This is a genomic window from Streptomyces sp. NPDC002566, assembly GCF_042889585.1.
Classification (GTDB): Bacteria; Actinomycetota; Actinomycetes; order Streptomycetales; family Streptomycetaceae; genus Streptomyces.
The window spans coordinates 569,978-595,922 of the sequence record NZ_JBIARD010000002.1 but is presented as its reverse complement, the minus strand read 5'-3'; the positions used below and the strand labels follow the sequence as shown (position 1 = coordinate 595,922).

Annotated in this window: 10 protein-coding genes; 4 read left to right on the top strand and 6 right to left on the bottom strand. The window is 75.0% G+C overall.

Annotated features, from left to right (window positions below):
• Positions 1-8 precede the first annotated feature (8 nt).
• Both ACFYXA_RS09745 and ACFYXA_RS09740 read left to right on the top strand, forming a co-directional pair.
• On the top strand, positions 9-1,607 hold the full coding sequence (locus ACFYXA_RS09745) for an amino acid adenylation domain-containing protein (protein WP_389030269.1): 1,599 nt from the start codon (positions 9-11) through the stop codon (positions 1,605-1,607).
• A gap of 67 nt (positions 1,608-1,674) precedes the next feature.
• Positions 1,675-2,976 carry an MFS transporter gene (locus ACFYXA_RS09740; protein ID WP_389030266.1) on the top strand — a complete coding sequence of 434 codons (1,302 nt, stop codon included), beginning with the start codon at positions 1,675-1,677 and terminating at the stop codon, positions 2,974-2,976.
• On the opposite strand, the gene ACFYXA_RS09735 is transcribed toward ACFYXA_RS09740, so the two are convergent.
• On the bottom strand, positions 2,970-3,203 hold the full coding sequence (locus ACFYXA_RS09735; protein WP_351089141.1) for a helix-turn-helix transcriptional regulator: 234 nt from the start codon (positions 3,201-3,203) through the stop codon (positions 2,970-2,972). The genes ACFYXA_RS09740 and ACFYXA_RS09735 overlap by 7 nt on opposite strands.
• A 272-nt stretch (positions 3,204-3,475) precedes the next feature.
• Between ACFYXA_RS09735 and ACFYXA_RS09730 the strand changes: the two genes are divergently transcribed.
• Both ACFYXA_RS09730 and ACFYXA_RS09725 read left to right on the top strand, forming a co-directional pair.
• Positions 3,476-4,492: a helix-turn-helix transcriptional regulator gene (locus tag ACFYXA_RS09730; RefSeq protein WP_352247418.1), complete on the top strand. Its 1,017-nt coding sequence runs from the start codon at positions 3,476-3,478 to the stop codon at positions 4,490-4,492.
• Between the two features lie 167 nt (positions 4,493-4,659).
• On the top strand, positions 4,660-5,181 hold the full coding sequence (locus ACFYXA_RS09725; protein ID WP_352247419.1) for a hypothetical protein: 522 nt from the start codon (positions 4,660-4,662) through the stop codon (positions 5,179-5,181).
• A 77-nt stretch (positions 5,182-5,258) separates the two neighbouring features.
• On the opposite strand, the gene ACFYXA_RS09720 is transcribed toward ACFYXA_RS09725, so the two are convergent.
• The 5 genes from ACFYXA_RS09720 to ACFYXA_RS09700 all read right to left on the bottom strand — a co-directional run bounded on the left by ACFYXA_RS09720 (position 5,259) and on the right by ACFYXA_RS09700 (position 25,945).
• Positions 5,259-5,468, bottom strand: a complete 210-nt coding sequence (locus ACFYXA_RS09720) for a hypothetical protein (protein ID WP_352247420.1) — start codon at positions 5,466-5,468, stop codon at positions 5,259-5,261.
• A 137-nt stretch (positions 5,469-5,605) separates the two neighbouring features.
• Positions 5,606-6,904 (bottom strand): MFS transporter, encoded by a 1,299-nt coding sequence (locus ACFYXA_RS09715; protein WP_352247421.1) that lies wholly within the window; start codon positions 6,902-6,904, stop codon positions 5,606-5,608.
• Between the two features lie 116 nt (positions 6,905-7,020).
• Positions 7,021-7,221: an MbtH family protein gene (locus tag ACFYXA_RS09710; protein ID WP_351089151.1), complete on the bottom strand. Its 201-nt coding sequence runs from the start codon at positions 7,219-7,221 to the stop codon at positions 7,021-7,023.
• A gap of 83 nt (positions 7,222-7,304) precedes the next feature.
• Positions 7,305-17,915, bottom strand: a complete 10,611-nt coding sequence (locus tag ACFYXA_RS09705; RefSeq protein ID WP_389030258.1) for an amino acid adenylation domain-containing protein — start codon at positions 17,913-17,915, stop codon at positions 7,305-7,307.
• Positions 17,912-25,945 (bottom strand): amino acid adenylation domain-containing protein, encoded by an 8,034-nt coding sequence (locus ACFYXA_RS09700; RefSeq protein WP_389030255.1) that lies wholly within the window; start codon positions 25,943-25,945, stop codon positions 17,912-17,914. Before ACFYXA_RS09700 ends, ACFYXA_RS09705 begins: the two co-directional genes overlap by 4 nt.

The window sequence follows — 25,945 nt, the reverse complement described above, 5'->3', positions numbered from 1 at the left end:
CACACCCCATGAGCCCCGACGACATCCCGGTCCCCCTGCGCATCGCCCGGCAGGCGGACCGGACCCCCGACGCGACGGCCGTGATCGCCCCCGAGGGCGAACTGACCTACCGCCTGCTGGACCGGCGGGCCAGAGCCGTCGCCGGAGAACTGCGCGCCGCCGGAGCGGGCCCCGAGGACACCGTGCTCGTCGGCGTGGGCCGGGGCGCCGACTGGGCCGTCGCCCTCCTGGGCGTCTGGTACGCCGGCGCCGCGCCGCTGCTCGTCGACCCCGCCGCCCCCGACGAGCGGCTGCGTTCCCTGCTGGCCGCCGCCGGCACCCGGCACGCGGTCGTCACCGGCCACGCCGCCGCGGCCCGCCTGCACCGCCGCTGCGACCGGGAGCTGTTCTGGGCGGCCACCCGGGGCGACGCCTCCGGCGCCGACCCCGACGCGGCGAGCCGGGGCGCCGGCCCCGAACCGGTCGCCGTCGCCCCGGGATCGCTCGCCTACGTCCTGTTCACCTCCGGCTCGACCGGCAGGCCCAAGCCGGTCGCCGTCGCCCACGCGGGCCTCGCCCGGCAGACCGGCGTGCTCGCCGAGCGCTACGGCCTGACCGCCGCCGACCGGGTGCTCCAGTTCGCCGCGCCCGCCTTCGACGTCGCCCTGGAGGAGGCCCTGCCCACCTGGTGCACGGGCGGCACGGCCGTGTTCGTCGACGACAACGTCGTCTCGCCCGCCGAACTGGAGCCCTTCCTCACCGAACGGGCTGTCACCCTCGTCAACCTGCCCACCCCCTACTGGTCGCAGTGGGCCAAGGACGTCGAACGCCGGCCCCGGCTGCTGCCGCCCACCCTGCGCCATGTGGTCATCGGCAGCGACGCGGGCCGCACCGCCGACCTCGTCCGCTGGCGCGCCGCCGGCGGCCCGCCGGTGACCAGCGCCTACGGCCTCACTGAGTCCACGATCACCGCCACCTGCCACGAGGCGCACGCCGCGACCCTCGTGGACGCCGCCGACGAGGTCATCCCGCTCGGCGTCCCGCTGCCGGGAGTGCGCGCCTACGTCCTGGACGAGGCGCTCAGGAGCACGGCCGACGGCGAGGCGGGGGAGCTGTACCTCGCCGGGTCCTGCCTGGCCCGCGGCTACCATGACCGGCCCGCCCTGACCGCCGAACGGTTCGTCGCCGACCCCTTCGCCACCGGCCCGGGGGAGCGGATGTACCGGACGGGGGACCGGGTCCGGCGCGCCCCGGACGGCACGCTGCGCTTCCTCGGCCGCACCGACGACCAGGTCAAGATCCGCGGTCACCGGGTGGAGCTCAAGGAGGTCGAGTCCGCGATCGCCGCCCACCCGGACGTGGTGGACGTCGTCGCCCGCGCCGTACGGCAGGAGGGCGAGCCCCAGCTGGCGGCCTGGGTCGAAGCAGCCCCCGGACGGCCGCTGGACGGCGGCGAGTTGCGGCGGCACGTGGCCGCGCGGGCGCCGGGCCACCTCGTCCCGGCCCGGGTGTGCGTCCTGCCCCGGCTCCCGCGCACCCCGGGCGGCAAGCTCGACGTACGCGCCCTGCCGGACCCGTTCCAACGGGCGGCGGCGGTCGTGGAACCGCCGCTCCCCGAACCCGTCTGAACCACCGACCGCCCCGGACGGGTCCGCCCCCGCCGGACCCGAACAGCCCACCAGAGAAGGACCTTTCGTGTCCCAGCCCACCGCCGCCCCCGATCCCACCGCCGACACCGCCCCAGGACCGGCGGGCCCCGAGCCCTCCCCGCGACAGCGGCGCGACTTCCGCCGGTTCATGGGCTCGCACGTGTGCAACGAACTCGGCAACAGCATCACGTACGTGGCCCTGCCGCTCACCGCCGTGCTCACCCTGCACGCCTCCGCGTGGGAGGCCGGTCTGCTCGCCGCCGCCGAGAGCGCAGCGTTCCTGCTGCTCGGACTGCCCGCCGGAGCCTGGGTCGACCGGATGCGACGCCGCGACGTCATGATCGCCGCCGACCTGGCGCGGGCCGTGCTGCTCACCGCGGTGCCGGTGGCCTGGCTGCTGGACGCCCACTCCATGCCGCTGCTGTACACCGTCGCCCTGCTGCTGGGCTGCGCGCGGCTGTTCGGCGACGTGGCCGACCAGAGCTATCTGCCCACCCTCGTCGGCCGGTCGACGCTGATCGAGGGCAACTCGCGGCTGGAGACCGTGCGTTCGGGTGCCGAACTGGCCGGCCCCGGCCTGGCGGGCTTCCTCGTCCAACTCCTCGGCCCGGCGGGCACCCTGGCAGGACAGGCCGTCACCTCCCTCACGTCCGCGGCCCTGCTGGGCCGCATCGAGGCGAGGGAGGAACGGCCCGCGCAACCTCCGTCCGGGCGCGGCGGCCTTCTGCCGGAGATCAGGGAAGGACTCCACCACGTCCTGCGCCACCGCGTGCTGAGGCTGATCGCGCTGAGCACGGCATCGGTGAACCTCTGCCTCAGCGGCGTCTTCGCCCTGGAGACGCTGTTCCTGACCCGCACCGTGGGCCTGCCGCCCGCGGCGGTCGGCTGGGTGCTCGCCACGGCAGCGGTCGGCTCGGTCCTCGCCGCGCTCGTCACCCAGCGGCTCTCCCGTCGGGTGGGCGCGGCCCGGCTGACCTGGCTGTCCCTGCTGGCCGCCATGCCCTTCGGCCTGCTGCTCCCCCTGGCCGAACAGGGCTGGCGGCTGGGGCTGTTCGTCCTGGGCGCGCTGGTGCAGTCGGCGGGCGTGACCACGTACAACATCTGCCAGGTCGCCTACCGGCAGACCGTCTGCCCGCCGCACCTGCTCGGCCGGATGACGGCCACCATGCGGTTCCTGGTGTGGGGAACCCTGCCGGTGAGCGGGCTACTGGCCGGCGCTCTCGGTGAACTGGCCGGTGTGCGCGGCGCGTTGTGGATCCTGACGGCGGGGCTGACGCTCACCCCGCTGATCCTGCTGTGCTCGCCGCTGCGGCGGATGAGGGACTTCGAGGGAACCTCGGCTCAGTAGCCGGGACCGTACCCCAACTGGAATGCCAGATGAGCCAGTTGGATGCGGTTCACCGAACCGGTCTTGCCGCGCAGCCTGCGCACATAGGTGTCGACCGTGTGCGGACTGAGCCCCATGCGGCGGGCGATGATCCGGTAGGTGCACCCCTGCGCGAGATACGCCAGCACCTCCTCCTCGCGGGGCGAGAGCGCGGCGGGACGCAGGGTCGGCTGGGCGGTCTCGGACACGGCGGACTCCGATGCGGTGGGTGCGGGCTCCCAGGCAGGGACTGAAACTGTTGCGGCTGAAATCGCTCTCGACGCGGTTTTCTTCGCGGAAAGGCCGGTGTTCACTCTGCTCCTTCACGTATCAACGACGGTGTCGAGTAAGTCGACTCGCCGTCGAAGCTGCTCATCAACAGCCTTTCCGCTTGCTTATGCTGACGCCAGGGGGCGGGCGCCTCACCAAGGTGCCTGGCAGCAAAGCGACCCGGGGTGAAGGCATGCAAAATGGGGCAAGGGTGCTATCGGATCTCAAGGACGTCGACCTCGACGTCTACAGCTGGGTGCTCCAGCACCGCACGATCGAGATCGACACCGTCGCCGCCGGCACCGGACACGCGCCGCAGGAGGTCCGGCTCAGCGTGCAGCGGCTGCTCGACGTCCAATTACTGCACCGCAGCCCGGAGGATGACTCGGTGGCTTTCGCCGTGGCGCCGGACACCGCGGCGTCCCGCCTCGCCGCACCGCTCGAGGAGGAGATCCGCACCCGCGAGCGGGAGATCAGCGGCATCCGCGAGGACCTCGGGCGCTTCATGCCCCACTACCTCCAACGCCGTTCCGCGGGCGAGGCGTTGGAGGTGCTCGGCAATGTCGAGGACGTGCGCGGCGCACTGAACGCCGCCTCCGACCGGTGCCGGCGCGAGGTCCTCACCAGCCAGCCCGGCGGCGGCAGCCGGGTGCCCGAGGCGATGCAGGAGGCGCTCAGACGGGACGAGGCCATGCTGCGCAGAGGCATCTCCATGCGCAGCCTCTACCACCACACCGCCCGGTTCAACGGCCCCAGCCAGGCCTACGTGGCCGCCGCCTCGGCGCTCGGCGCGCAGTACCGCACCGCGCACGAACTCTTCGGCAGACTCATCGCCTTCGACCGCGAGCTGGCGTTCATACCGGTGCCCGACGGGAGTTGGGGTGCCGTGGTGATCCGGGAGCCCGCCACCGTCGCCTACCTCTGCGACATCTTCGACCAGACCTGGGACCACGCCACCCCGTTCTCCAACGCCGTCGGCCAGGGGCTGGAGGAAGTCGCCCGCGAGATCCACGAGACGATCATCCGGCTGCTCGCGGCCGGACTGAAGGACGAGGCCATCGCCCGGCGGCTCGGCATGTCGTTGCGCACCGCGCGCCGGCACATCGCCGACATCATGGAGGAGCTCGGCGCGGGGAGCCGCTTCCAGGCGGGAGTCGCCGCCGCGGCCCGCGGCCTGCTGGACGACCCCGCAGCGGCGAAGCCGGACCAGGAGCCCGCCGCGGACTGAAGCCGGTCGCCCGCAGTCGTGTCACGGCTTTCGGGGAACGTGTTTCCGTGGCTGGTACGCACCTTGAGCGATGGACGATGCTTCCTCGACGGGGTCGCGGCACGCGGCCCGGCGCGCACGGCGGTCGCGGTGCGCCGGCGAGCCATGCACAGACTGAGGGGCGCACGATGAACATGCCGATCGACGGGCCGGCGGCGGGATCTGCTGAGAGCCGTCCGCAGGGCCTGCCCGTCCATCGGCCCACCGGCCCGGCGGGGGAGCACCTGCGGGAGGTCGCTCTCTTCGTCGCGCTCCACCTGGGCCGCGCCCCGGGCGTCCTGTGGCCGGAACACGACCATCCGATCGTCGGTGACGGCGAGGGACTCGGCGAGGTCGACGGCGGGGATCCGGCGGCGACGCCCGCTCTGGACGCACTGGCCGCCCAGATCACCGCCGCGACCGGTCTCGCGGCCCGCCCCGCCCCCGCCGGCGTCCCGCCCGGTCATCTGCTGGTCCATCAGATCGCGGGCGCGGCCACCTGGACCATCGTCGGCACAGGCGGCGACGGCCGGGACGCCTCGCTCCGCTACCGCCTGCGCGCGGGCGAGGTGCTCTACGTACCCGACGGCTGGGCGCGTACCGCCGAGCCCGCCGCCGGCGCCCGCTGGACGGTCGTCGTCCTCACCCCGGAGTGCCCGGTGACGAGCTGAGCGCCTTCGCACGCACGCACGGAACGAGGCGCCCCGCGGGGCGCCTCGTTCCGTGCGTTCACCGGACGTCGCGCCGGTCAGCCGCCCCAGGAGGTGTCGGTCGGGGGCTTCGGGCGGTTCGAGCCGCCCGTGGCGCCGGTCGTCGCCGTGACGACGATCACGGGCCGGTCGCCCGCCGTGACCCGGGTGGCGCCCCCGTCGAACGGGGCGGTCGCCGCGGTCCCCGTCAGGACGGCGGCGAAGGCCGCGGCCACGGTGCAGACGGCGAGTGCGAGACGCTTCGTCATGGTGTTCCCCCAGCAGGTGGATAGGCCGGCCCGGGGGGTGTTTCCCCGGGCCGTTCGGTCGTTGCCTTGCAGGAACAACCCTGCCGCCGCGACCGCCCCGCATCGATCCATCCGGCGGCTCATCAAGCTGCCTGACTCTAAAGTGAGGGGCGGCAAACCTCCGCATTCTGCGCGGAACGGTCGGCCGTCGGGCCGCTCGTGAGGGGCGGCACGTCCAACTCCACCCACACACGGAACACCAGAGGCGTCACGGTGACCCCGAGATAGACCGCACCGGTCGCCAGCAGAGCGGGCGTCAGCCCCCAGCCGTCCAGCACCGGTCCCGCGGCCAGCATCCCCAGCGGGGTGGCCGCCAGGGCGCAGGCGGTGAGCATGCCGAACACCCGGCCGCGCACCTCCTCGGGCACCCGCTCGTAGGCGACTGACATCATCAGCGGAGCGAGCGCCCCCGACCCCAGACCCGACAGGGCGAGCAGCGACAGCAGCGCCCAGGGCGGCGGCCCGGCGGCGAGCGTCGCACAGCGCACCGCGCCGACCAGGAGGAACGCGCCGACGAACAGGGCCCGGCGCGGCAGACGGCGCCCGACGCGGCCGTACAGGGCCGCGCCCAGCAGGGCGCCCGCACCGATCGCGGTCACCATGGCCCCGAACAGGGCGCTGCTGTCCAGCACCCTTGTGCCGTACGCCGGGTACAGCACCCCGTTGAGCGCGCCGTCCAGCGCGTTGGTCACCAGCAGCACGGCCGTCACCGCCCGCACCGGCCGGTCCCCGTTCAGGTACGCCCAGCCCGCCCGCAGATCAGACACGTACGACGCCACGGCCCCGCCGGAGTCGCCACGGTCCGGGGGCCGGGGCGGGGACGGCACCAGAGCCGCCACCAGCAGACAGCACAGCAGGGCCGCGCCCACATCCGCGGACAGGGTGCGCACCGGCCCGACGACGGCGATGAGCAGGCCCGCCAGCGGCGCCCCGGCCATCAGGCCGATCCGGCGCGCGGCCTCCACCGAGCCGGTGCCCGCCTCCAGGGCGACCCCCGCCCGCCGCAGTGCGTCGGGCAGCAGCAGCTGGCGCGCGGTCTCCGCGGGACCTCGGGCCGCCCCCACCGCGAAGACCAGGACGACGAGCACCGGCAGGGCCAGCGCGTCCACCGCGTGCAGCGCGGGTATCAGAGTGAGCGCCGACGCTGTCAGCAGATCCGCGCCCAGGCTCACGGCCCGCGCCGGCAGCCGGTCGACCACCGGCCCCGCGAGCACCGCCGAGCAGAGCAGGCCCGCGGTCTCGGCCGCCGCGACCAGCCCCGTCCAGGTGCCGCTGCCGGTGCTGTGCAGCACGAACCAGGGCACGGCGACCAGCGTCGCCGAGAGTCCCAGCGCGGACACCCCGGCGACGGCCACGAGGGCCAGCAGCGGTGCGGCCCGCCGCGCCCGTGGGGTCAAGAAGGCCCAAGGCGACGTTCGTTGATTCATCACGGTCCATTCCTCGCGGGAACCGCGCCGCCCGGCGCTCCACGGCAGCGGAGCGCCGGGCGGCGGTGTGCCCGTCGGTCGTCGGGTCAGCCGGCCATGCTCAGCCGCAGGCTGAGCGGACGCATGTCGGTCCACACCCGCTCGATGTGCGCCAGGCACTCCTCACGGGAGCCCCGCACGCCCTGCGGGTGCCAGCCGGCCGGGACGGGCCGGTCCGTCTCCCAGAGGGAGTACTGCTCCTCGTCGTTGGCCACGACCAGGTACTGCCGCGTCGTCTCGTCACTCATGGTGGTTCTCCTCGTTCGTCAGGTCGGATCGGTTCGGTTCATGGGGGTCGGGTCGGGTTCGGCCGGCCGGTTCGCGCCGGTTGTCAGTCACCGGATCCGGGCAGGTGCGTCGCGTCGGCGATCGCCTGGGCGAGCCGGTCCGCGAGCACAGCGCTGTGCGGTGGGTCCACCAGCGTGTGGTGGTTGCCGGGGATCGGAAGGCGGCGCACGGCGCTCGCCCGCGCCCTCCACGGGTCCGGGTCCACCAGCGGGGTGGCGAGTTCGGCATGCACCTCGGACACCGTGAACAGGTGGACCGGGGTGTCGAGGACGGCGTCGGTGCGGTACGCGGCCGCCGCGGCGCCGTTGGCCGAGGCGACCCGCAGCATCCGGCGCAGCGCCTGCGGCGCACCGTGCCTCGGGAGGCTGCCGTTGTCGCGCCCCTTGCGGATCAGGGCGTCGAGCAGGGCCTCCTCGTCGAGCGCGCGCGCTTCGTCGGCGTCCAGGCCGGCCGCGAGTCCGTGGCGCAGCAGGTCGTCGTCCCCGGGGTCCGGCTCGGCCCCGGCGCGCGGGCCGGGGGCGGCGGAGTCGATCAGGCCGAGGAAGGCGACCTGCTCGCCGGCGGCTTCGAGCCGTGCCGCGATCTCGTAGGCGACGGTGCCGCCGAACGACCAGCCGGCCAACAGGTAGGGGCCGGACGGCACTTCCGCGCGGATCGCCGCGAGGTACCGCTCCGCCATCGCGGACACGTCGTCGAGCGGAGCGTCGTCGGTGTTGCAGCCCACCGCCTCCACACCGAGAATCCGCCGGCCGCCGTCGGGGGTCTTCGCCAGCTCCCGGACCAGGTCCAGGTAGCAGACGACGTCGCCGCCGCGCGGATGGAACAGGACCAGCGGGGGACGGTCGTCGCCGCCGGCTGCACCGTCGGAGAGTGGCACCAGCAGCCGGCCGGACGCGGCGGCCGCCTCGGGGAGCGCCTCGCACAGCAGCTCCACCGTCGGCCTGCGGAAGATCAGGTTCAGCGGGAGTTCCACCCCGAACTCCGCGCGCACGGCCGTCATCAGCTCGAACGCCTTCAGGGAGTGGCCGCCCAGGGCGAAGAAGTCGTCCCTGACCCCGACCGGTCCGGTGCCGAGCACCGCCTCCCACAGGCGGGCCATCCGCAGCTCGGCCGCGTCGCGCGGAGCCACCCGCGGCGCGTCCCCCGCGAGGGCGGCGCCCGGCGCGGGCGCGGGCAGGGCCCGGCGGTCGAGCTTGCCGTTCGGCGTGAGCGGCAGCCGCTCCAGCGCGGTCAGCACGCCGGGCACCATCGGGGCCGGCAGCTCCTCACGCAGGACGTCGCGCAGCGCCGCCGGATCGCCGTCCCCGTCCCGCCAGACCACATAGCCGACGAGGACCGCGTCCACACCGCTCCCGTGCACCGCGGCGGCAGCCGCCGCCACCTCGGGACGGCGGGCGAGCGCCGCCTCGATCTCGCCCAGCTCGATACGGTGCCCGCGCACCTTGACCTGCCCGTCCGCCCGGCCCCGGTACTCCAGGCCGCCGTCGGGCAGCCTGCGCACCAGGTCACCCGTGCGATAGAGCCGGCCGCCGTCGTCGAACGGGTCGGCGACGAACCGCTCCGCGGTCAGCGCGGGCCGGCCGTGGTAGCCGCGGGCCACCCCGTCCCCGCCGATGTACAACTCGCCGAACACGCCCACCGGCAGCGGCCGCAGCCGCTCGTCGAGCACGTGCAGCCGGGTGTTGGCGAGCGCCTTGCCGATCGGCGCCGGCCCGTCGGGGTCCTCGGGGGAGAGCCGGTGCGCCGTCGACCAGACCGTCGTCTCCGTCGGCCCGTACACGTTCCACACGGCGCCCAGCGCGGACCGCATCCGCGCGGCGAGCGCCGTCGGCAGCGCCTCGCCGCCGCACAGGGCGCGGACCCCCGGACTCTCCCAGCCGGCCTCCATCAGCTGGTGCCAGGTGGCGGGCGTGGCCTGGACGACCGTGGCCCCGGCCGAGTCCAGCTCCTTCGCCAGCAGCCTGCCGTCCCGGGCGGTCTCACGGTCGACGACCCGCACCCGCACCCCGCAGGTCAGCGGCACCAGCAGCTCCAGCACGGCGATGTCGAACGACGCGGTGGTGACGGCGGCGACGATGTCACCGGGACCCGTCCCGAGCCTGTTCACCATGTCGTGCGTGAAGTTGGCCAGCGCCCGGTGCGACACCATGACGCCCTTGGGCCGGCCGGTCGAACCGGACGTGTACAGCACGTACGCCAGGTCCTCGGCGTGCACCGGCACCGACACCGCCCCTTGGGCGGCCGTACGGTCGTCCACCAGGCCGGCGACGTCCAGCACCCGCACCGGCCCGGGGACCGGCGGTGTGCCGGCCGGGCCGTCCGAGGCGATCAGCAGCCGCGCGCCGCTGTCCGACAGCATGTGGCCGATCCGCTCGGCCGGATACCCGGGGTCGACCGGAACGTACCGGGCGCCGCTGCGCAGGACGCCGAGCAGGGCGACCGGCAGCAGCACGGACCGGTCGACGCTCACGGCGACCGCCGTGCCGGGGCCCGCGCCGAGCGCGGCCAGCCGGCCGGCCACCCGGCCCGAGAGCTCCCACAGCCCGGCGTAGTCGAGCCGGCGACGGCCGTCGTCGACGGCCACCGCCTCCGGCGTCCGGGCGGCCTGCTCACCGACGCGCTCGTGCAGCGGCCCGTCCGGGACCTGCTCGGCGGTGTCGTTCCACCGGCCGGCGAACTCCCGCTCCCGGCCCGCCGCGAGCAGTGGCAGGGAGGCGACGCGGGTGTCCGGGGCCGCCACCGCTGCCGACAGCAGCTCCAGCAGGGCCGCCGTCAGCCGGGCGACGCTCGGCCGGCCGAAGAGGTCGGTGGCGAACACCGCCTCGCCGTGCAACTGGCCCGCCTCCTCGGTGAAGTAGAGCGACAGGTCGAACTTCGAGGCGCTGCTGTCCAGTTCGAGGGGTTCGGCCGTGAGCCCAGCCGGCAGACGCGGCGGCTCCGGCTCCTCGTTGAGGACCAGCATCACCTGGAACAGCGGGTTGCGGCTGAGGTCGCGCTCCGGGCGCAGCTCCTCCACCAGCCGCTCGAACGGCACCTCCTGGTGCGCGTACGCCTCCAGCGCCGTGTCCCGGGCCCGGGCGACGAGATCGGCGAAGGCCGGGTCGTCGGAGAGATCCCCGCGCAGGACCAGGTTGTTGACGAAGAAGCCCACCAGCGGCTCCAGTTCGCCCCGGTCCCGACCCGCGACGGGCGAGCCGACGGCCACGTCGTGCATGCCCGCCCAGCGGCCCAGCAGCGCCTGGACGCCGGCCAGCAGCACCATGAAGAGGGTCGCCTCGCGGTCCCTGCCGAGCGCCCGCAGCCGCTCCACGAGCGGCGCGGGCACCGTGAACGAGTGCCGGTCGCCACGCCCCGAAGGGACGGCGGGACGCGGGCGGTCCGTGGGCAGTTCGAGCGGGGCGAGCCTCGCCAGCCGCTCCCGCCAGTACGCGAGCTGCCCCTCCAGCAGCTCACCGCTCAACCGCTCCCGCTGCCAGGCGGCGAAGTCACGGTACGAGACGGACAGTTGAGGCAGCGGTTCGGCGCCTTCCCCGGTCCGCGCGCGGTAGGCGGCGAAGAAGTCCCGCCAGAACACCCCGGCCGACCACCCGTCGAACACGGCGTGATGGGCGACGACCACGAGGAGGTGCTCGCGCGGCGCGATCCGGATCAGCCGGGCACGCACCAGGGGCGCGCGGGTCAGGTCGAAGGGCAGGGCGGCGTCCGCAGCGGCCAGCTCCATGGCCCGACGGCCGGCCGGTTCGGCGTCGTCGCCGGACAGGTCCGTGAAGACCGGTTCGAACACGTCGGCCGGTTCCGTCACCAGCCGGGCGGACCCGGCGGGGCCGCCCTCCTCGACACGCGAGCGCAGCACCTCGTGCCGGGTGACGACGTCCCGCAGCGCGCCGAGGGCGGCCGGCGCGTCGAGCGCCCCCGTCAGACGCGTCGTGCCGGGCATGTTGTAGTCCGGGCGGCCCGGCTGGAGCCGGTCCAGCAGCCACAGCCGCTGCTGGCCGAAGGAGAGCGGCGACGGCCCCGCCGGCAGCACCGGGATCCCCGGCTCCTCGTCCGCGCCCAGGGACGCCAGAGTCCGGGCGAAGTCCTCGGCGACCGGGTGCCGGAACAGGGACCGCATCGGCACGTCCAGGCCGAGCAGCCTGCGCAGCCGGGACACCACCCGCGTCGCCTTCAGCGAGTGCCCGCCCCGCTCGAAGAAGTGGTCCAGGACGCCGACCGGGCCGTCCCCGAGGACCTCCTCCCACACCTGGACGACCGTCCGCTCCAGCGCAGTCCGGGGCGCGAGGTGCGGCCGGCCCGTGCCGCCCGCGCCCGGCGCGGGAGCGGGCAGCGCCTTGCGGTCCGTCTTGCCGTTGGGCGTCAGCGGCAGCGCGTCCAGCACCACGACCGACGACGGCACCAGCGCCGCCGGCAGCGTCGCGCGCACGGTGTCCAGCACCTCCGCAGGACCGCCCTGCGGCGCCCCGTCCGCCTGCCACTCCACATAGGCGACCAGGGTGCGGTCGGCGCCCGTGCCGTGCGCGGCCACCGCCGTGCGGGCCACGGCGGGATGCCGCAGCACCGCGGCCTCGACCTCGCCCAGCTCCACCCGGTGCCCGCGCACCTTCACCTGGTTGTCGCGCCGGCCGTGGAACTCCAGCACCCCGTCCGCCCGCAGCCGGGCCAGGTCGCCGGTCCGGTACATGCGGCTCCCGGGCGGACCGTAGGGGTCGGGCACGTAGGCCGTGGCGGTGCGGCCGGGGTCGCCGAGGTAGCCGCGGGCCACACCGCGCCCGGCGATGAACAACTCGCCGACCGCGCCCGCCGGGAGGAGCTCAAGACGCGGGCCCAGGACCCGCACCCGCGCGCCGGGCAGCGGCCTGCCGATCGGGACGCGCCCGCGGGCCACGTCCTCGTCCGTGACGACGTGGTACGTCGTGGTGTTGGTGCACTCGGTGGGCCCGTACTGGTTGACCAGCCGCAGCCGGTCCCGGCCGCCCAGCGCCCGCGCCGCCTCGGCGAGCGGCGCGGTGAGCGCCTCGCCGGTCGTCAGCACCAGCCGCAGGTCCGCGGACGGACCGGGCGAGGCGGCCACCACGAGGGCCAGCATCGACGGGACGACGGACAGGACCGCCGTGACCCGCTCGGCGTGCAGCAGCCGGGCCAGCGCGTCCGGGTCGTCGGCCTCCTCGCCGGTGGCCAGCACCACGCGGCCGCCCGTCGCCAGCGGGGCGAACAGGTCGCGCACCGACGGGTCGAAGGTGAGCGCGGTCCGCGCCAGGACCGTGTCCTCCTCGCCGAGACCGAACGTGCCGGTCAGCGCGGCCAGATAGCCGGTGATCGCCGCGTGCGGCACCGCGACGCCCTTGGGACGCCCGGTGGAACCCGAGGTGTAGAGCAGGTAGGCGAGGTCGCCGGGGCCCGCCGCGGGGGGCGGGGGCGTCGCCGGCAGTGCGTCGATCAGCGGTCGCTCCCGGTCCAGGTCCAGGACGGTCACACCGTCCGGGATCCCGGCGGCCGCGATCTCGCCGGACGAGCCGTCCGTCACCGCGATCCGCGTCGCGCTGTCGGTGAGGACCGTGCGGACGCGCTCGGCCGGCTGACCGGGGTCCACCGGCACGTACGCCGCGCCGGACTTGAGCACGGCCAGGACGGCGACGACCGCCCCGGTACCGCGTCCGGTCATGACTGCGACCGTCGACCCGGCACCGGCGCCCAGCTCGCGCAGCCGCCGGGCGAGCCGGTTGGCGCCGGCGTCCAGCTCCCCGTACGTGGTGGAGCGTCCCGCGCAGGTCACGGCGACCGCGTCGGGCCGGCGGCGGGCCTGCTCCTCGACCAGGGCGTGCAGGGTCGCGGCCCGGGCGGGGAACTCCCGCTCCCCGGGCGCGTCCGCGCCGAGCAGCGCGGCGCGTTCCGCCTCCGACAGCACCTCCAGCCGGGACAGCGGCGTGTCCGGGTCGGCCACCGCCGAGCGCAGCAGCCGCGCGTAGTGCCCGGCGAAGCGCTCCATCGTCGCGTGGTCGAACAGGTCGGACGCGTAGCTCAGGGTGCCGGTCAGACCACCCGGGTGCTCGGTGACGGCGAGGCTCAGGTCGAACTTGGCCGTGCCGTTCGCGGTGTCCAGCGAGGTGGTGCGCACGCCCTCCAGGGGCAGCGTGTCCAACTGCTCGGGATGCAGCTGGAAGAGGACGTCGAAGAGCGGGTTGCGGCTCAGGTCCCGCTCCGGGCGCAGCTCCTCCACCAGCCGGTCGAACGGCACGTCCTGATGCTCGAAGGCCGCCAGCGCCGTCTCCCGCACCCGGCGCACGGCCTCGCCGAACGTCGGGTCGCCGGACAGGTCGGTGCGCAGCACCAGCGTGTTCACGAAGAACCCGATGAGCGGCTCCAGTTCGGTGCGGTCCCGGCCCGCGACCGGTGAGCCCACGGCCAGGTCCTGCTGCCCCGTCCACCGGGCCAGCAGGGACTGGAAACCGGCGAGCAGCACCATGAACAGCGTCGCCCCCTCCTCGCGGGCGAGGGCGCCGAGCCGCCCGGCGAGTTCCGTCGGCAGCTCGAAGGTGAGCGCGCCGCCCGCACCGGTCCGGCTGTGCGGCCGGGGCCGGTCCGTGGGCAGCTCCAGCGCGGGCAGGCCGGCGAGCCGCTCACGCCAGTGCGCGATGCCGCGGTCGGCGGCGCCCTCCGCCAGCCGGCGCTGCTGCCAGTGCGCGTAGTCGCCGTACTGGACGGGCAGGGCGGGCGGCGTGGGGCGCTCACCGCGCCGCAGGGCCGCGTAACCGTCCGACAGCTCCCGCCACAGCACGGGCATCGACCAGCCGTCGCCCACGGTGTGGTGCAGGACGAGGACGAGGAGATGTTCCTCGGCGTGGACGCGCACCAGACGGGCCCGCAGCAGCGGCGCCCGGGTCAGGTCGAACGGGGCGGCGGCGTCCGCGTGCGCCAGGCCGAGGGCCCGCGACCGGGCCTCGTCCGGCGGCAGCCCGTCGAGCTCGGTCAGGAGCGGCTCGAACACCTCGGCGGGCTCCACCAGTTGGACGGGCCCGTCCGCATCCTCGGTCAGCCGCGAGCGCAGCACCTCGTGCCGCGTGACCACGGCGCGCAGCGCCTCGAGCAGGGCGCCCGCGTCGAGCGCGCCCTCCAGCCGGACGGCGACCGGGATGTTGTAGTCCGGGCGGCCCGGCTGGAGCTGGTCAAGGAACCACAGGCGCTGCTGTGCGAAGGACAGCGGGGCGGTGCTCCCGGCGGGACGCGGCACCACCCGGTCCGCGACGGCGTCCGGCGCGTCGAGGCGCAGCGCGTCCAGAGCGGCGGCGAACCGCTCCAGCACCGGGTGTTCGAACAGCAGCCGCAGCGGCACCTCGGCACCCAGCCGCACGCCGAGACGGGACACCGTCCGGGTGGCGCGCAGGGAGTGGCCGCCGAGGGCGAAGAAGTCGTCGTGCCGGCCGACGGGGCCGGTGCCGAGCACCTCGCCCCACACCTCGGCGGCGAGCCGTTCGGTCTCCGTGCGCGGCTCGGCGAACTCGGCCCTGTTCAGGGCCTGTTCACCGGGGGCGGGCAGGGCGCGCCGGTCGAGCTTGCCGTTGGGCGTCGTCGGCAGCCCGGGCACCGGCACGATCGCGGCGGGCAGCATGTACGCGGGCAGCCGGTCCGTGAGCGCGCGGTGCAGCTCCTCGGGCACGACGTCCGCGCCGGGGGCGGCCACCACATAGGCGACCAGGCGCAGTTCGCCCGGGGTGTCCTCGCGGACGACGACCGCGGCGCGGCCCACGCCGGGGCAGCGGGTCAGTTCGGCCTCGACCTCGCCCGGCTCGATGCGGAAACCGCGGATCTTCACCTGCTGGTCGGCACGCCCCAGGTAGTCGACGGTGCCGTCCGGGCGCCGCCGGGCCAGGTCCCCGGTGCGGTACATCCGCGCCCCGGGCGGCCCGTAGGGGTCGACGGCGAACCTGTCCGCCGTCAGCCCCGGCCTGCCGAGGTAGCCGCGGGCGACACCGGTGCCGCCGACGCACAGTTCACCGACCGCGCCCTCCGGCACCGGGCGTCCGCGCTCGTCGAGCACGTACAGCCGGGTGTCGTCGAGCGCCGAGCCGATCGGCACCCGGCCCTCCACCTCGGCGCCGGCCTCCAGCCGGTGCGCGGTGGCGAACGTGGTCGTCTCGGTGGGGCCGTAGACGTTCACCAGCACGGTGCCGGGAGCCGCCTCCAGGGCCCGCCGGAAGGACACGGGACTCGCGGCCTCTCCGCCGGTCCACACCTCGCGCAGCTCCGTGAGCAGTTCCACGCGCTCCTCGACGACCAGGTCGAACAGGGCGGCGGTGAGGAACAGCGCGGTGATCCCGTGCTCGCGCACCAGACGGGCGAGCGTGTCGGCGCCGATCCGGCCGGGCGGCGCCATCACCACCGTGCCGCCCGTCAGCAGGGGCGTCCACACCTCGTACGTGGAGGCGTCGAAGGCGAGCGGCGAGTGGGCGAGGACCCTGCGGTGGGCCGCGCCGAAGGCGGAGTCGCGGGCGAGGGCCGCGATGTTCCCCTGGGTCACGCCGATCCCCTTGGGCTCGCCCGTCGAGCCGGAGGTGTACATGACGTAGGCGAGCTGGTCGGGGGTGTACGCCGCAGCGTCGAGTCGGTCGGCGGCGCACACCACCGCGTCGGGCCGGGCAGGGCCGGCCGCGTCGGCCGCGGGGCCCTCGGCGGCGTCGAGCACCGGCACCGGCGACCCCGCGACGGCCTCGTGCCCGGCCAGGGTCGCGTCGGTGAGCAGCAGACGGGCGCCGGTGCGCTCCAGCATCCAGTGCAGACGCTGCACGGGGAAGGCCGGGTTCAGCGGCACGTACGCGCCGCCCGCCTTCAGCACCGCCAGCATCGCGACCGGCACGTGCACCGAGCGGTCCATGAACAGCGCCACCGGCGTCTCGCGCACCACTCCGCCCGCCCGCAGCCGCGCCGCCAACGCGTCCGAACGCGCGTCGAGTTCGGCGTAGGTGAGCCGCTCGTCGCCGCAGACCACGGCCGTCGCACCGGGGGAGCGGCGGACCTGCTCGGCGAACAGCTCGCCCGGTGCGGCGGGGGCCAGGTCCTCGCGCACCCTGCCGTGGCCGTCGGAGACGAGGCGAGCGGCGGAGTCGTCGCCGGGCAGCAGCTCGGCGAGCGGCCGGTCCGGGGCCTCCACGACGGCGGACAGCAGTTCCAGGTAGTGGCCGAGCAGCAGTTCTGCGGTGGCCGGGTCGAACAGGTCGGTGTCGGCCACCAGCGAGCCGGTGCAGCGGTCGGCCCCCTCGGAGACGAACACACTGAGATCGAACAGCGACGCGCCGAAGTCGCACGTCACGGTCTCGACGCCCACCCCCGGCAGCCGCAGCGCCGCCGTCTCGTCGCTCGCGGCGGCGAACATCACCTGCACCAGCGGGTTCATGTCGCCGGACCGCTCCGGGCTCAGATGCTCCACCAGCCGGTCGAACGGCACCTCCTGGTGGTCGAACGCGTCCAGCGACACCCGCCGGACCCGGCCCAGCAGCTCCCGGAAGCCGATGTCGCCCGACAGGTCGGTGCGCAGCACCAGGGTGTTGACGAAGAAGCCGATCAGCGGCTCCAGTTCGACCCGGTCACGGCCGGCGACCGGGGTGCCGACCGCGACGTCCGTACGGCCCGACACCCGGGCCAGGACCGCCTGGAAGGCGGCGAGCAGCGTCATGAACAGCGTGACGCCGTGCGCCTCCGCCAGCCGGCGCAGCCGGTCGGTGAGCTCCTGGTCGAGTGTGAACTCCACGCTGTGCCCGGCGCCGCTGCGGCGGGTGGGCCGCGGCCGGTCCGTCGGCAGCTCCAGCGGCTCCAGACCGGCCAGCCGCTCCTCCCAGTGCCGCAGCCCGGCGTCCAGGGCTCCGCTCGTCAGGCGCTCCCGCTGGCGGCGGGCGTGGTCCTGGTAGGCGACGGGCAGATCGGGGACGCGCGGCGGCACGTCCCGCAGGAGGGCCGTGTAGCCCTCGGACAGCTCCTGCCACAGCAGCGACATCGACCAGCCGTCGGTCGCTATGTGATGCACCACCAGCACCAGCACGTGATCGTCCGCGCCGAGGCGGATCAGCAGGGCGCGCAGCAGCGGACCGGCGGCGAGGTCGAACGGCCGGCGGGCCTCCTCCCGGGCCAGGTCCAGTGCGCGGTGCTCCACATCTGCCGTCGGGACGCCGTCACCGGCCGCACCGAGGTCGAGCAGGGCCAACGGCACCTCGTCCGGGGCGGGGAGCACGACCGGGACCGGCTGCCCGTCGTGCTCCTCGAACACCGTCCGCAGCGGCGCGTGCCGCCCCACGACGGCGGTCAGACTGCGCCGCAGCAGGTCCCGGCGCAGCGGGCCGCGCAGCCGTACGACCTCCGGTATCGCGTAGCCGGGCGCGCCGCCCCGCATCCGGTCCACGAGCCACATGCGCTCCTGAGCGAACGAGGCGACGGGCGGGGCGGGGGCGGCGGGCGCGGAGGTGGGGGACCCGGTCGCGGGCATGGAGTCGGCGGACGCCGAGGCGTGGGGCGCGGAGGTGTGGTGCGCTGACGTGTGGAGCGCGGACGTCTCGTCCGTGACCGCCGTCGCGTCCGCGAGCGCCGACCGCACCCGGCGGCGCATCAGCTCACGGGCGGCGCTCAGCCGGCTGTCGGCGGCGCCCGGCGTGCTCTCCTGGATGGTCACGAGGTCTCTCCCTGCGAAACGTGGGCCACGGAAGACGTGAGGGACGTGCTTGACGTGGGGGACATGGGGGATGTCGGGGGCATGGCGGGCGTCGCGGACATGAGGGGCAGCGCGTCGTCCGCCGTCGAGGCGGCGATGTCCTCGAGGAGGGCGGTCTCGACCGCCGCGGCGAGCGCGGCGACGGTCCGCTGTTCGAACAGGGTGTGCAGAGGCAGCTCCAGGGCCAGCGACTGGCGCAGCCGCGCCGCGACCCGGGTGGCGCTCAGCGAGTGGCCGCCGAGGGCGAAGAAGTCGTCGTGGCGTCCGACGGCCTCGACGCCGAGGACCGCGCGCCACACGGCCGCGACCAGCTCCTCGATCTCTCCGTCCGGCGGCTCGTGCCCGGTCGGCGCCGCGGTCGGCGCGGGCAGGGCCCTGCGGTCGAGCTTGCCGTTCGGCGTGACGGGCAGCGCGTCCACGACGACCACCAGCGGCACCATGTACTCGGGCAGGCTCCGCGCCAGTTCGGCGCGCAGCGCCGCGGCTTCCGGCGCCGCCGGCGGTGCCGGTACGACATAGCCGACGAGCCTGCGCTCACCCGGCGTGTCCTCGCGGACCACGACCGCGGCCCGCCCCACCCCGGCACAACGCGCGAGGGCGGTCTCGATCTCGCCGAGCTCGATCCGGAAGCCGTGGATCTTGACCTGGTCGTCGGTGCGGCCGAGGTACTCGACGGCACCGTCCGCCCGAAATCGCGCGATGTCGCCGGTGCGGTACATCCGCGATCCCGGCGGCCCGAACGGGTCGAGCGGGAAGCGCTCCGCGATCAGCGCGGGCCGCCGCAGATAGCCGCGGGCCAGGCCCGCCCCGGCGAGGAACAGCTCACCCGGGAACCCGACCGGCACGGGCCGGCCCGCCGGGTCGAGCACGTACAGTGCGGTGTTCCAGATGGGCCGCCCGATGGGCACCGGCCCCGCGTCCGTGCGGCGGCAGTCCCAGTGGGTGACGTCGACGGCCGCCTCGGTGGGCCCGTACAGGTTGTGCAGCGGCACGTCGAGCACGTCGAGGAAGCGGTTCTTCAGCTCCTCGGGCAGCGCCTCGCCGCTGCACACCACCCGGCGCAGCGAACGGCAGCCGGCGGCGGCGGGCTCCGCCACGAACGCGGCGAGCATGGAGGGCACGAAGTGCGCGGTGGTCACGGACTCCTGCTGGATCACTCGCGCCAGGTACGCCGGGTCCTTGTGCCCGCCGGGCTCGGCGACCACCAGGGCGGCGCCGGTCAGCAGTGGCCAGAAGAACTCCCACACCGACACGTCGAAGCCGAACGGCGTCTTCTGCAACACCCGGTCGTCGGGCCCGAGCCCGTACCGGTCCTGCATCCACAGCAGCCGGTTGACGATCGCGGAGTGCTCGACGACCACGGCCTTGGGACGGCCGGTGGAGCCGGAGGTGTAGATGACGTAGGCGGGATGGGCCGGCAGCGGCCTGCCCCGACCGTCAGCCGCCCCGGAAGGCGCCTCGGGCGCCGCGGGTGCGGGGTCCGCCGTACCGGCGTGCTGGGCGTCGAGGAGCAGCCGGGGCGCCGACGTGTCGGCCGGGAGCCCGGCGGCCACGTCGGAGGTGGTCAGGAGCAGCACCGGCGCCGCGTCGGACAGCATGAACGCGATCCGCTCGGCCGGCAGGGAGGGATCCACCGGGAGGTAGGCCGCACCCGACTTGAGGACGGCGAGCAGCGCCACGACCAGTTCGGTGGACCGGTTGAGGGCGACCGCGACGATCTCCTCGGGGCGCGCGCCCCGCGCTCGGAGCCCGGCGGCGAGCGCCTCGGCACGGGCGTCGAGTTCGGCGTACGTGAGGCGCTCGTCGCCGAACACGGTCGCGAGGGCGTCCGGGGTGCGCGCGGTCTGCCGCTCGAACAGTTCCACGAGCGTGGTCGCGGGCACGGGCACCGCCGTGTCGTTCCACTCCGCGACCAGCCGGTGCTGCTCGGCCGAGACGACGTCCACCTCGCCCACGGTCGTCGTCTCCGCCTCCTCGGCGACCGCCGTGAGCAGCCGCTGGAGTCCCTCGGCGACGCTCAGCGCGGCGCGCGCGTCGAGGACGTCCGGCCGGTGGTCGAGGTGCAGCCGCAGCCGCTCTCCCGGCAGGACGATGAGGTTGACGGTGTAGTGCGTCGCGTCCGACCCGTCGACGTCGGCCAGCCGCACCTCCCCGGCCAGGTCCCGCATCTCCGCGAGGTCGAGCGGATAGTTCTCCACGACGACCGCGGTGTCGAACAGGGTGCCGAGGCCGGCTGCCCGCTGGATGTCCGCCAGCCCCAGGTGCTGGTGGTCCATCAGCGGCGCCTGCTCGTCCTGGAAGCGGGCCAGGGCGGCGAGAAGGCTCTCTTCGTCCCGCACCCGGAAGCGCACCGGCAGGGTGTTGATCAGCAGCCCCACCATGCTCTCGATCCCCGCGACCGGCGCGGTGCGCCCGGAGACGGTGCCGCCGAAGACCACGTCGTCACGGGCCGTCAGCCGGGCCAGCAGAATCGCCCAGCACCCCTGGACGACGCTGTTGAGGGTGATGCCCGCCGACCGGGCCCTTCGGGCGAGCCTGGCGGTCGCCTCCCGTGACAGCTCCACCGTGGTGCGCTCGGGCAGCGCGCCGAGCTTGTTCGGGTCCGCCGAACCCAGCAGGGTGGGCTCGTCCAGGCCCGCCAGCGCGTCCCGCCAGGCCGCCGTCGCCGCCTCCCGGTCCTGGTCGGCCAGCCACGCGAGGTGCTCGCGGTAGGGGACCGCGGTGGCGGAGCGGGGCGCCGGGACGGGGTGGGACGCGGTGCCGGTCAGGTCCGCGTAGCCGGTGAGGAGTTCACGCAGCAGGACGGCGGACGACCAGCCGTCCCACAGGATGTGATGGTTCGTCATCAGCAGCCGGTGCCGGTCCTCGCCCGTGCGGACCAGGGTGAAGCGCACCAGCGGAGGCCGTTCCAGGTCGAAGCGCCGTGCCCGGTCGCCGGCGAGCAGCCGCTCCCAGACGCCTTCGCGTTCCTCCGTCGGGTGCGCGGTCAGATCGACCGCATCCCACGGGACTTCGACGTCGCCGGCCACCACCTGTACGGGGCGGTCGAGCCCGCGGTCGGTGAACGCCGCCCGCAGCGCGTCGTGCCGCTCCAGCAGTGCGCCGCAGGCCTGGCGCAGGGCGCCCGCATCGAGCACGCCGTCCAGGGTCAGGACGATCTGGCCGGTGTAGGCGTCCGTGCCGGTGGCGTCGTAGGCGGCGTGGAAGAACAGCCCCTCCTGCAACGGCGACAGGGGCAGTACGTCGGTCAGCCCCGGGTGGCGTTCGGCGAGGCCGTCCATGTCCGCACGGGACAGGCCGGCCGGCGCGAGGTCGGAGCGGACGGGACCGGCCGGGGTCGCGTTCGTCGCATCGAGCACATCGAGCGCATCGACCGCGTCAGCAGCCGCCTTGGCCGACGACACGGCCAGCAGGCGCAGGGCCGTCAGCCAGGCGTCGGCGAGGGCGTCGGCCTCGTCCTGCGCCAGCAGGCCCTCCGGCCAGGTCAGCACGGCGGTGAGGGAGGGGCCGTCCGCCTCCTCCACCGTCAGCGCGTCGATCTGGAGACAGTGGTCGACCGGCATCGCGGGGTCGGCGTGGGCGGCCAGTGCGCCCGCGCCGGGGGCCGGGCTCCATGGCCCGTGGTCCGCGCCGTCGAACCGGCCCAGATAGTTGAACAGCACGCGGGGCTGGGGGAGTTGTGCCAGTTCACCGGTGGTCGCCGGGTTCAGTCGGCTGAGCAGCCCGTAACCGGTGCCGTGGTCCGGGACCGCGGCGAGGCAGCCGTGCACCCGCCCGGCCACCGCGGCGAGCGCGTCGCCGTCACCCTTTCCGGCCGCGGCCATGTCGAGTCCGCGCAGATCGAGCCGGACCGGGTACTGGGTGGTGAACCAGCCCACCGTGCGCGACAGATCGTGCCGGCCCGTGCGGTCCGCCCGGCCGTGCCCCTCCAGGTCCAGCAGCAGCGATCCGGGGCCGCCGCCCCCGGCGACACGGGGGTCATGGGCGGCCAGGGCCAGCGCCGTCAGCAACACCTCGGCGGGGCCGGTGCGAAGTGCCGCCGGCACGGATGCCAGCAGCGGTCCCGCGGTCTCGGCCGGCAGGGTCAGCGTACGGGTGCGGGTGGTGCCTACGGTGTCCCGCGCCGGGTCGGGCACGCGGTCCCACAGCGGGGGCGTCACGTCCTGTCGGGGCGAGGCCGCGTCCGTTCCTGTGCCCGTGCTCGCGTCCGGCGTCAAGATCCGCCGCCAGTGGGGGAGTTCGGCCAGCACCTCGGGGGAGGCGGCCAGCTCCTGAAGGTGGGCGGCCCACGCGCGGAACGAGGAGCCCGCGCCCGGCGGCGGCGACACCGCGTCCCGGTGGCTGTCCGCCGCGGTCCCCTCACCGGTCACCGCGTCCCAGGCGGCGGCGAGGTCGTCGAGCAGGATGCGCCAGGACACGCCGTCCACGGCCAGGTGGTGGACGCACAGCAGCAGCCGGTCCGGCAGCCCGTCACGGCCGTCCCACCGCACGGCCCGCACCAACACCCCGCGGGCCGGGTCCAGTTCCGCCGCCGCGGCGGTCCCGGCGGTGCGTGCGTCGAGGGGCTCGTCCGCGCGCCGCAGCACCTCGGCGGCGTCGACCGACCCGGGCTCGCCGATCACGACGGCGGGCCGCCCGTCCGGCCCCTCGGTCACCCGCATCCGCAGCGCCGCGTGACGGTCCAGGACCGTCTGCAAGGCGCGGACCAGTAGGGCGTCGTCCGCGCCGGCGGGCAGCGTGAGGGTCATCGACTGGCTGAAGCGGTCGATCGGCCCCGGCCCGTCGAGCAGCCACCGCATCACGGGCGTGACCGCCGACTCCCCGAACTCCTCGACGTGGTCGGCCTCTTCAAGTGTGGCGGCCGGTGCGTCGACGGCGGTGGCGAGGGCGGCCGGGGTCTTGTGCGTGAAGACGTCGCCCAGCGTGAAGGTGAGCCCCCGTGCGCGGGCGCGGCTGACGAGGGTGAGGGCGGCGATGCTGTCGCCGCCGAGGGAGAAGAAGTTGTCGTCGGGTGCGACGGCGCGGCCGAGCACGTCCCCGAAGAGCGCGCACAGGGTGCTTTCGGCTTCCGTCGCGGCCTCGCGCGCCGGTGCCTCCGGTTCCGGCTCCTGGTCCGGTCCCGGCGTGGGCAGCGCCCTGCGGTCGACCTTCTTGTTGGCCGTCAGAGGCAGTGCGTCCAGGGCGACGAACGTGTGGGGCACCATGTAGTGCGGCAGGAACTCCGCCAGGTGCGAGGCCAGTTCGGCCGGAGTGGCGACCGTCCCGCCGGGTTCCGGTGCGACGAAGGCGACGAGACGCCGTCCGCCGCCCGGTGCGGGGCGCACGTCGACCGCCGCCTGGCGCACCGAGGGGTGACGGCCCAGAACGGTCTCGATCTCGCCCAGTTCGACGCGGTAGCCGTTCACCTTGACCTGCTGGTCGATACGGCCCAGGTACTCCAGGTCGCCGTCCGCCGACCAGCGCACCAGGTCGCCCGTGCGGTACATCCGGGTGCCGGGGACGTCCGAGAACGGGTCGGGCACGAAACGCCCTGCGGTCAGTCCCGGGCGCCCGGCGTACCCCTGCGCCAGACCGGCGCCCGCCACGCACAGCTCGCCCGCGGCGCCGGGAGGCAGCAGCCGAAGCCGTGAATCCACCACGTAGGCACGGTGGTTGACCATCGGCCGCCCGATGGGCGGCACCCTGCCGTCGTCACCGGACGCGCACCGGTGCATGGTGACTTCGACCGTGGCCTCGGTGGGACCGTAGCCGTTCCACACCTCGCGGCCGCCGGCCGCCCAACGGGCCACAGCGTCGGCCGACGGCGCCTCACCGCCGGTGGACAGGAAACGCAGGCCGGGAACCGCGCCCGGGTCCAGCAACGGCAGCAGCGCGGACGGCAGGTCGGCGACCGTTACCGCCTGACGGGCCATCAGCGACTGGAGCCGGTCCAGGTCCGTCCGCTCCTCGTCGGTGGCCAGGACCAGCGTGCCGCCGCTCAGCAGCGCGCCGAACACGTCGAGCACGGACACGTCGAAGGACAGCGCCGCGAACCCGAGGAACCGCTCGCCCTCGCCCCGACCGGCCTCGACGCCCGCCACCGCGAGATGGGCGTACACGAAGTCCACCGCGGCGGCATGCGGCACGACGACGCCCTTCGGCTCGCCGGTGCTGCCCGAGGTGTACAGCAGATACGCGGCCGAGAGCGCCGGCACCGCCGTACGGCCCGTCCCGCCCGAAGTGTCCGAAGCTCCCGGGGTGCCCGCACCGCGCGCCTCCCGCGCCGACACCACGGTGGTGCCCCCCGGCAGCGTCCCATCGGTGCCCTCGTCGGCGACGACGGCATCGATGCCGGCCCGGTCCACCACGTACGCGACGCGGGCTGCGGGCAGCGCCGGATCCAGCGGCACATAGCAGCCACCCGCCTTGAGCACGCCGAGCAGCGCGGCGACCATCGCGGGCGAACGCCGCACGCGCACCCCGACCGGCTGTCCCGGCTCGGTCAACGGCCGCAGCCGTCCGGCGAGTTCATCCGCCCAGGCGTCGAGAGCGCCGTACGTCACCTCCTCGCCGTCGCAGACGACGGCGACGGCGTCCGGGGTGCGCGCCGCCTGCTCCTCGAAGAGCTCGTGCAGACAGCGGTCCGCGGGCGCGTCGCCCGCCCCGCCGTCCGCGAAGACGGCGAGCCGGCGCTCGTCGTCCGGCGTGAGCAGCTCCAGGGAGTCCACGACGGCCTCCGGCCCGGCGGCTGCCAGACCGGCCAGGAACCGGGTGAACCGCTCCCGGTGGGAATGCGCCTCCGCCGCGTCCGTTTCACCTGCGTCCGCCTCGACCTGCACGGTCAGCGGGCTGTCGCCGCCACGGTCATAGACGTTCAGCGTGAGATGGTCGACCGGGCCGACGGACAGGTTGTGCACGGTGGCCGGCGCGCCGCCGAAGGTCAGCCCGTAGTCGAAGGACATCAGATTGACGGTGGCGTCCCACAGCCGCGCACCGCCGTGCACCTCCTCGATGCGGAACCTCTGGTGCCGCAGCACGTCCTTGATGCCGGCCGAGGTGCGGCGCACCAGCTCGCCGAGCGTCATCGTGCCCGTGACAGCCAGGCGCAGCGGGAGGACCCGGGAGAACATGCCCGGCGTACGACGGGCGGCGGCCGTGGCACGGCCGGTCACGGGCAGCCCCAGCACCACGTCCTCGGCGCCGTTCACCCGGTGCAGATAGGCGGCGGCCGCCGCGATGACGAGGGCGGACCACCGTGTCCCGTACGCCCGGGCGGCCTCACGCAACAGCCGCGCGTCACCGTCGGGCACGTCCCCCCTGACCCGTACGACCTCGCGTGTCGCCGCGGCGGAACCGCCGCCGCCCGGCCGCCCCGCGAACCCGACGGGCTCGGGGGCGCCCGCCAGCACGCCCTGCCAGAACGCCCGGTCGGCCTCCCGCGCGTCGGACGCGAGGTAGGCCTCCTCCTCGGCCACGATCTGCCGCCACGGCGCCGCGTCGGACGGCGGTACGGTCCCGCCGGCGACCAGCGCGCAGTAGTGCTCGGCGACCCGGCGGGCGATGAGCAGCCCGCTCACGCCGTCGGCGACGATGTGGTGGTATCCCTGCATCCAGCAGAACGACTCGGGACCGGTGCGCACCAGCAGCTGCCGGTGCACGTCACCGGTGGCCGGGTCCATGGGCCTGTCGAGCTCGGCCCGCATGAGAGCCTCAGCCGCGGCGACGGGGTCGGGGTCGCCGCTCACGTCGGTGGTCCGGAGCCGGAACGGCGGCAGCCCGGCCGGCGCCTGCCGCACGGCCCCGTCGCTCTCCCCGAAGCGCATGCCGAGCGCCTCGGTCTCCGCCAGCATCCGCCGCAGCGCCTCCTCGAAGAGCTCGGCATCGAGGGCTCCGTGGATCTCGAGATACTCGCCGATGGCGTAGTCACGACGCAGGGGGTCCAGTCGCTGCGCGAACCAGACACCGGCCTGCGCCGAGGTCAGGGGCAGCGACCCGTGGTCATCAGTGGGCAT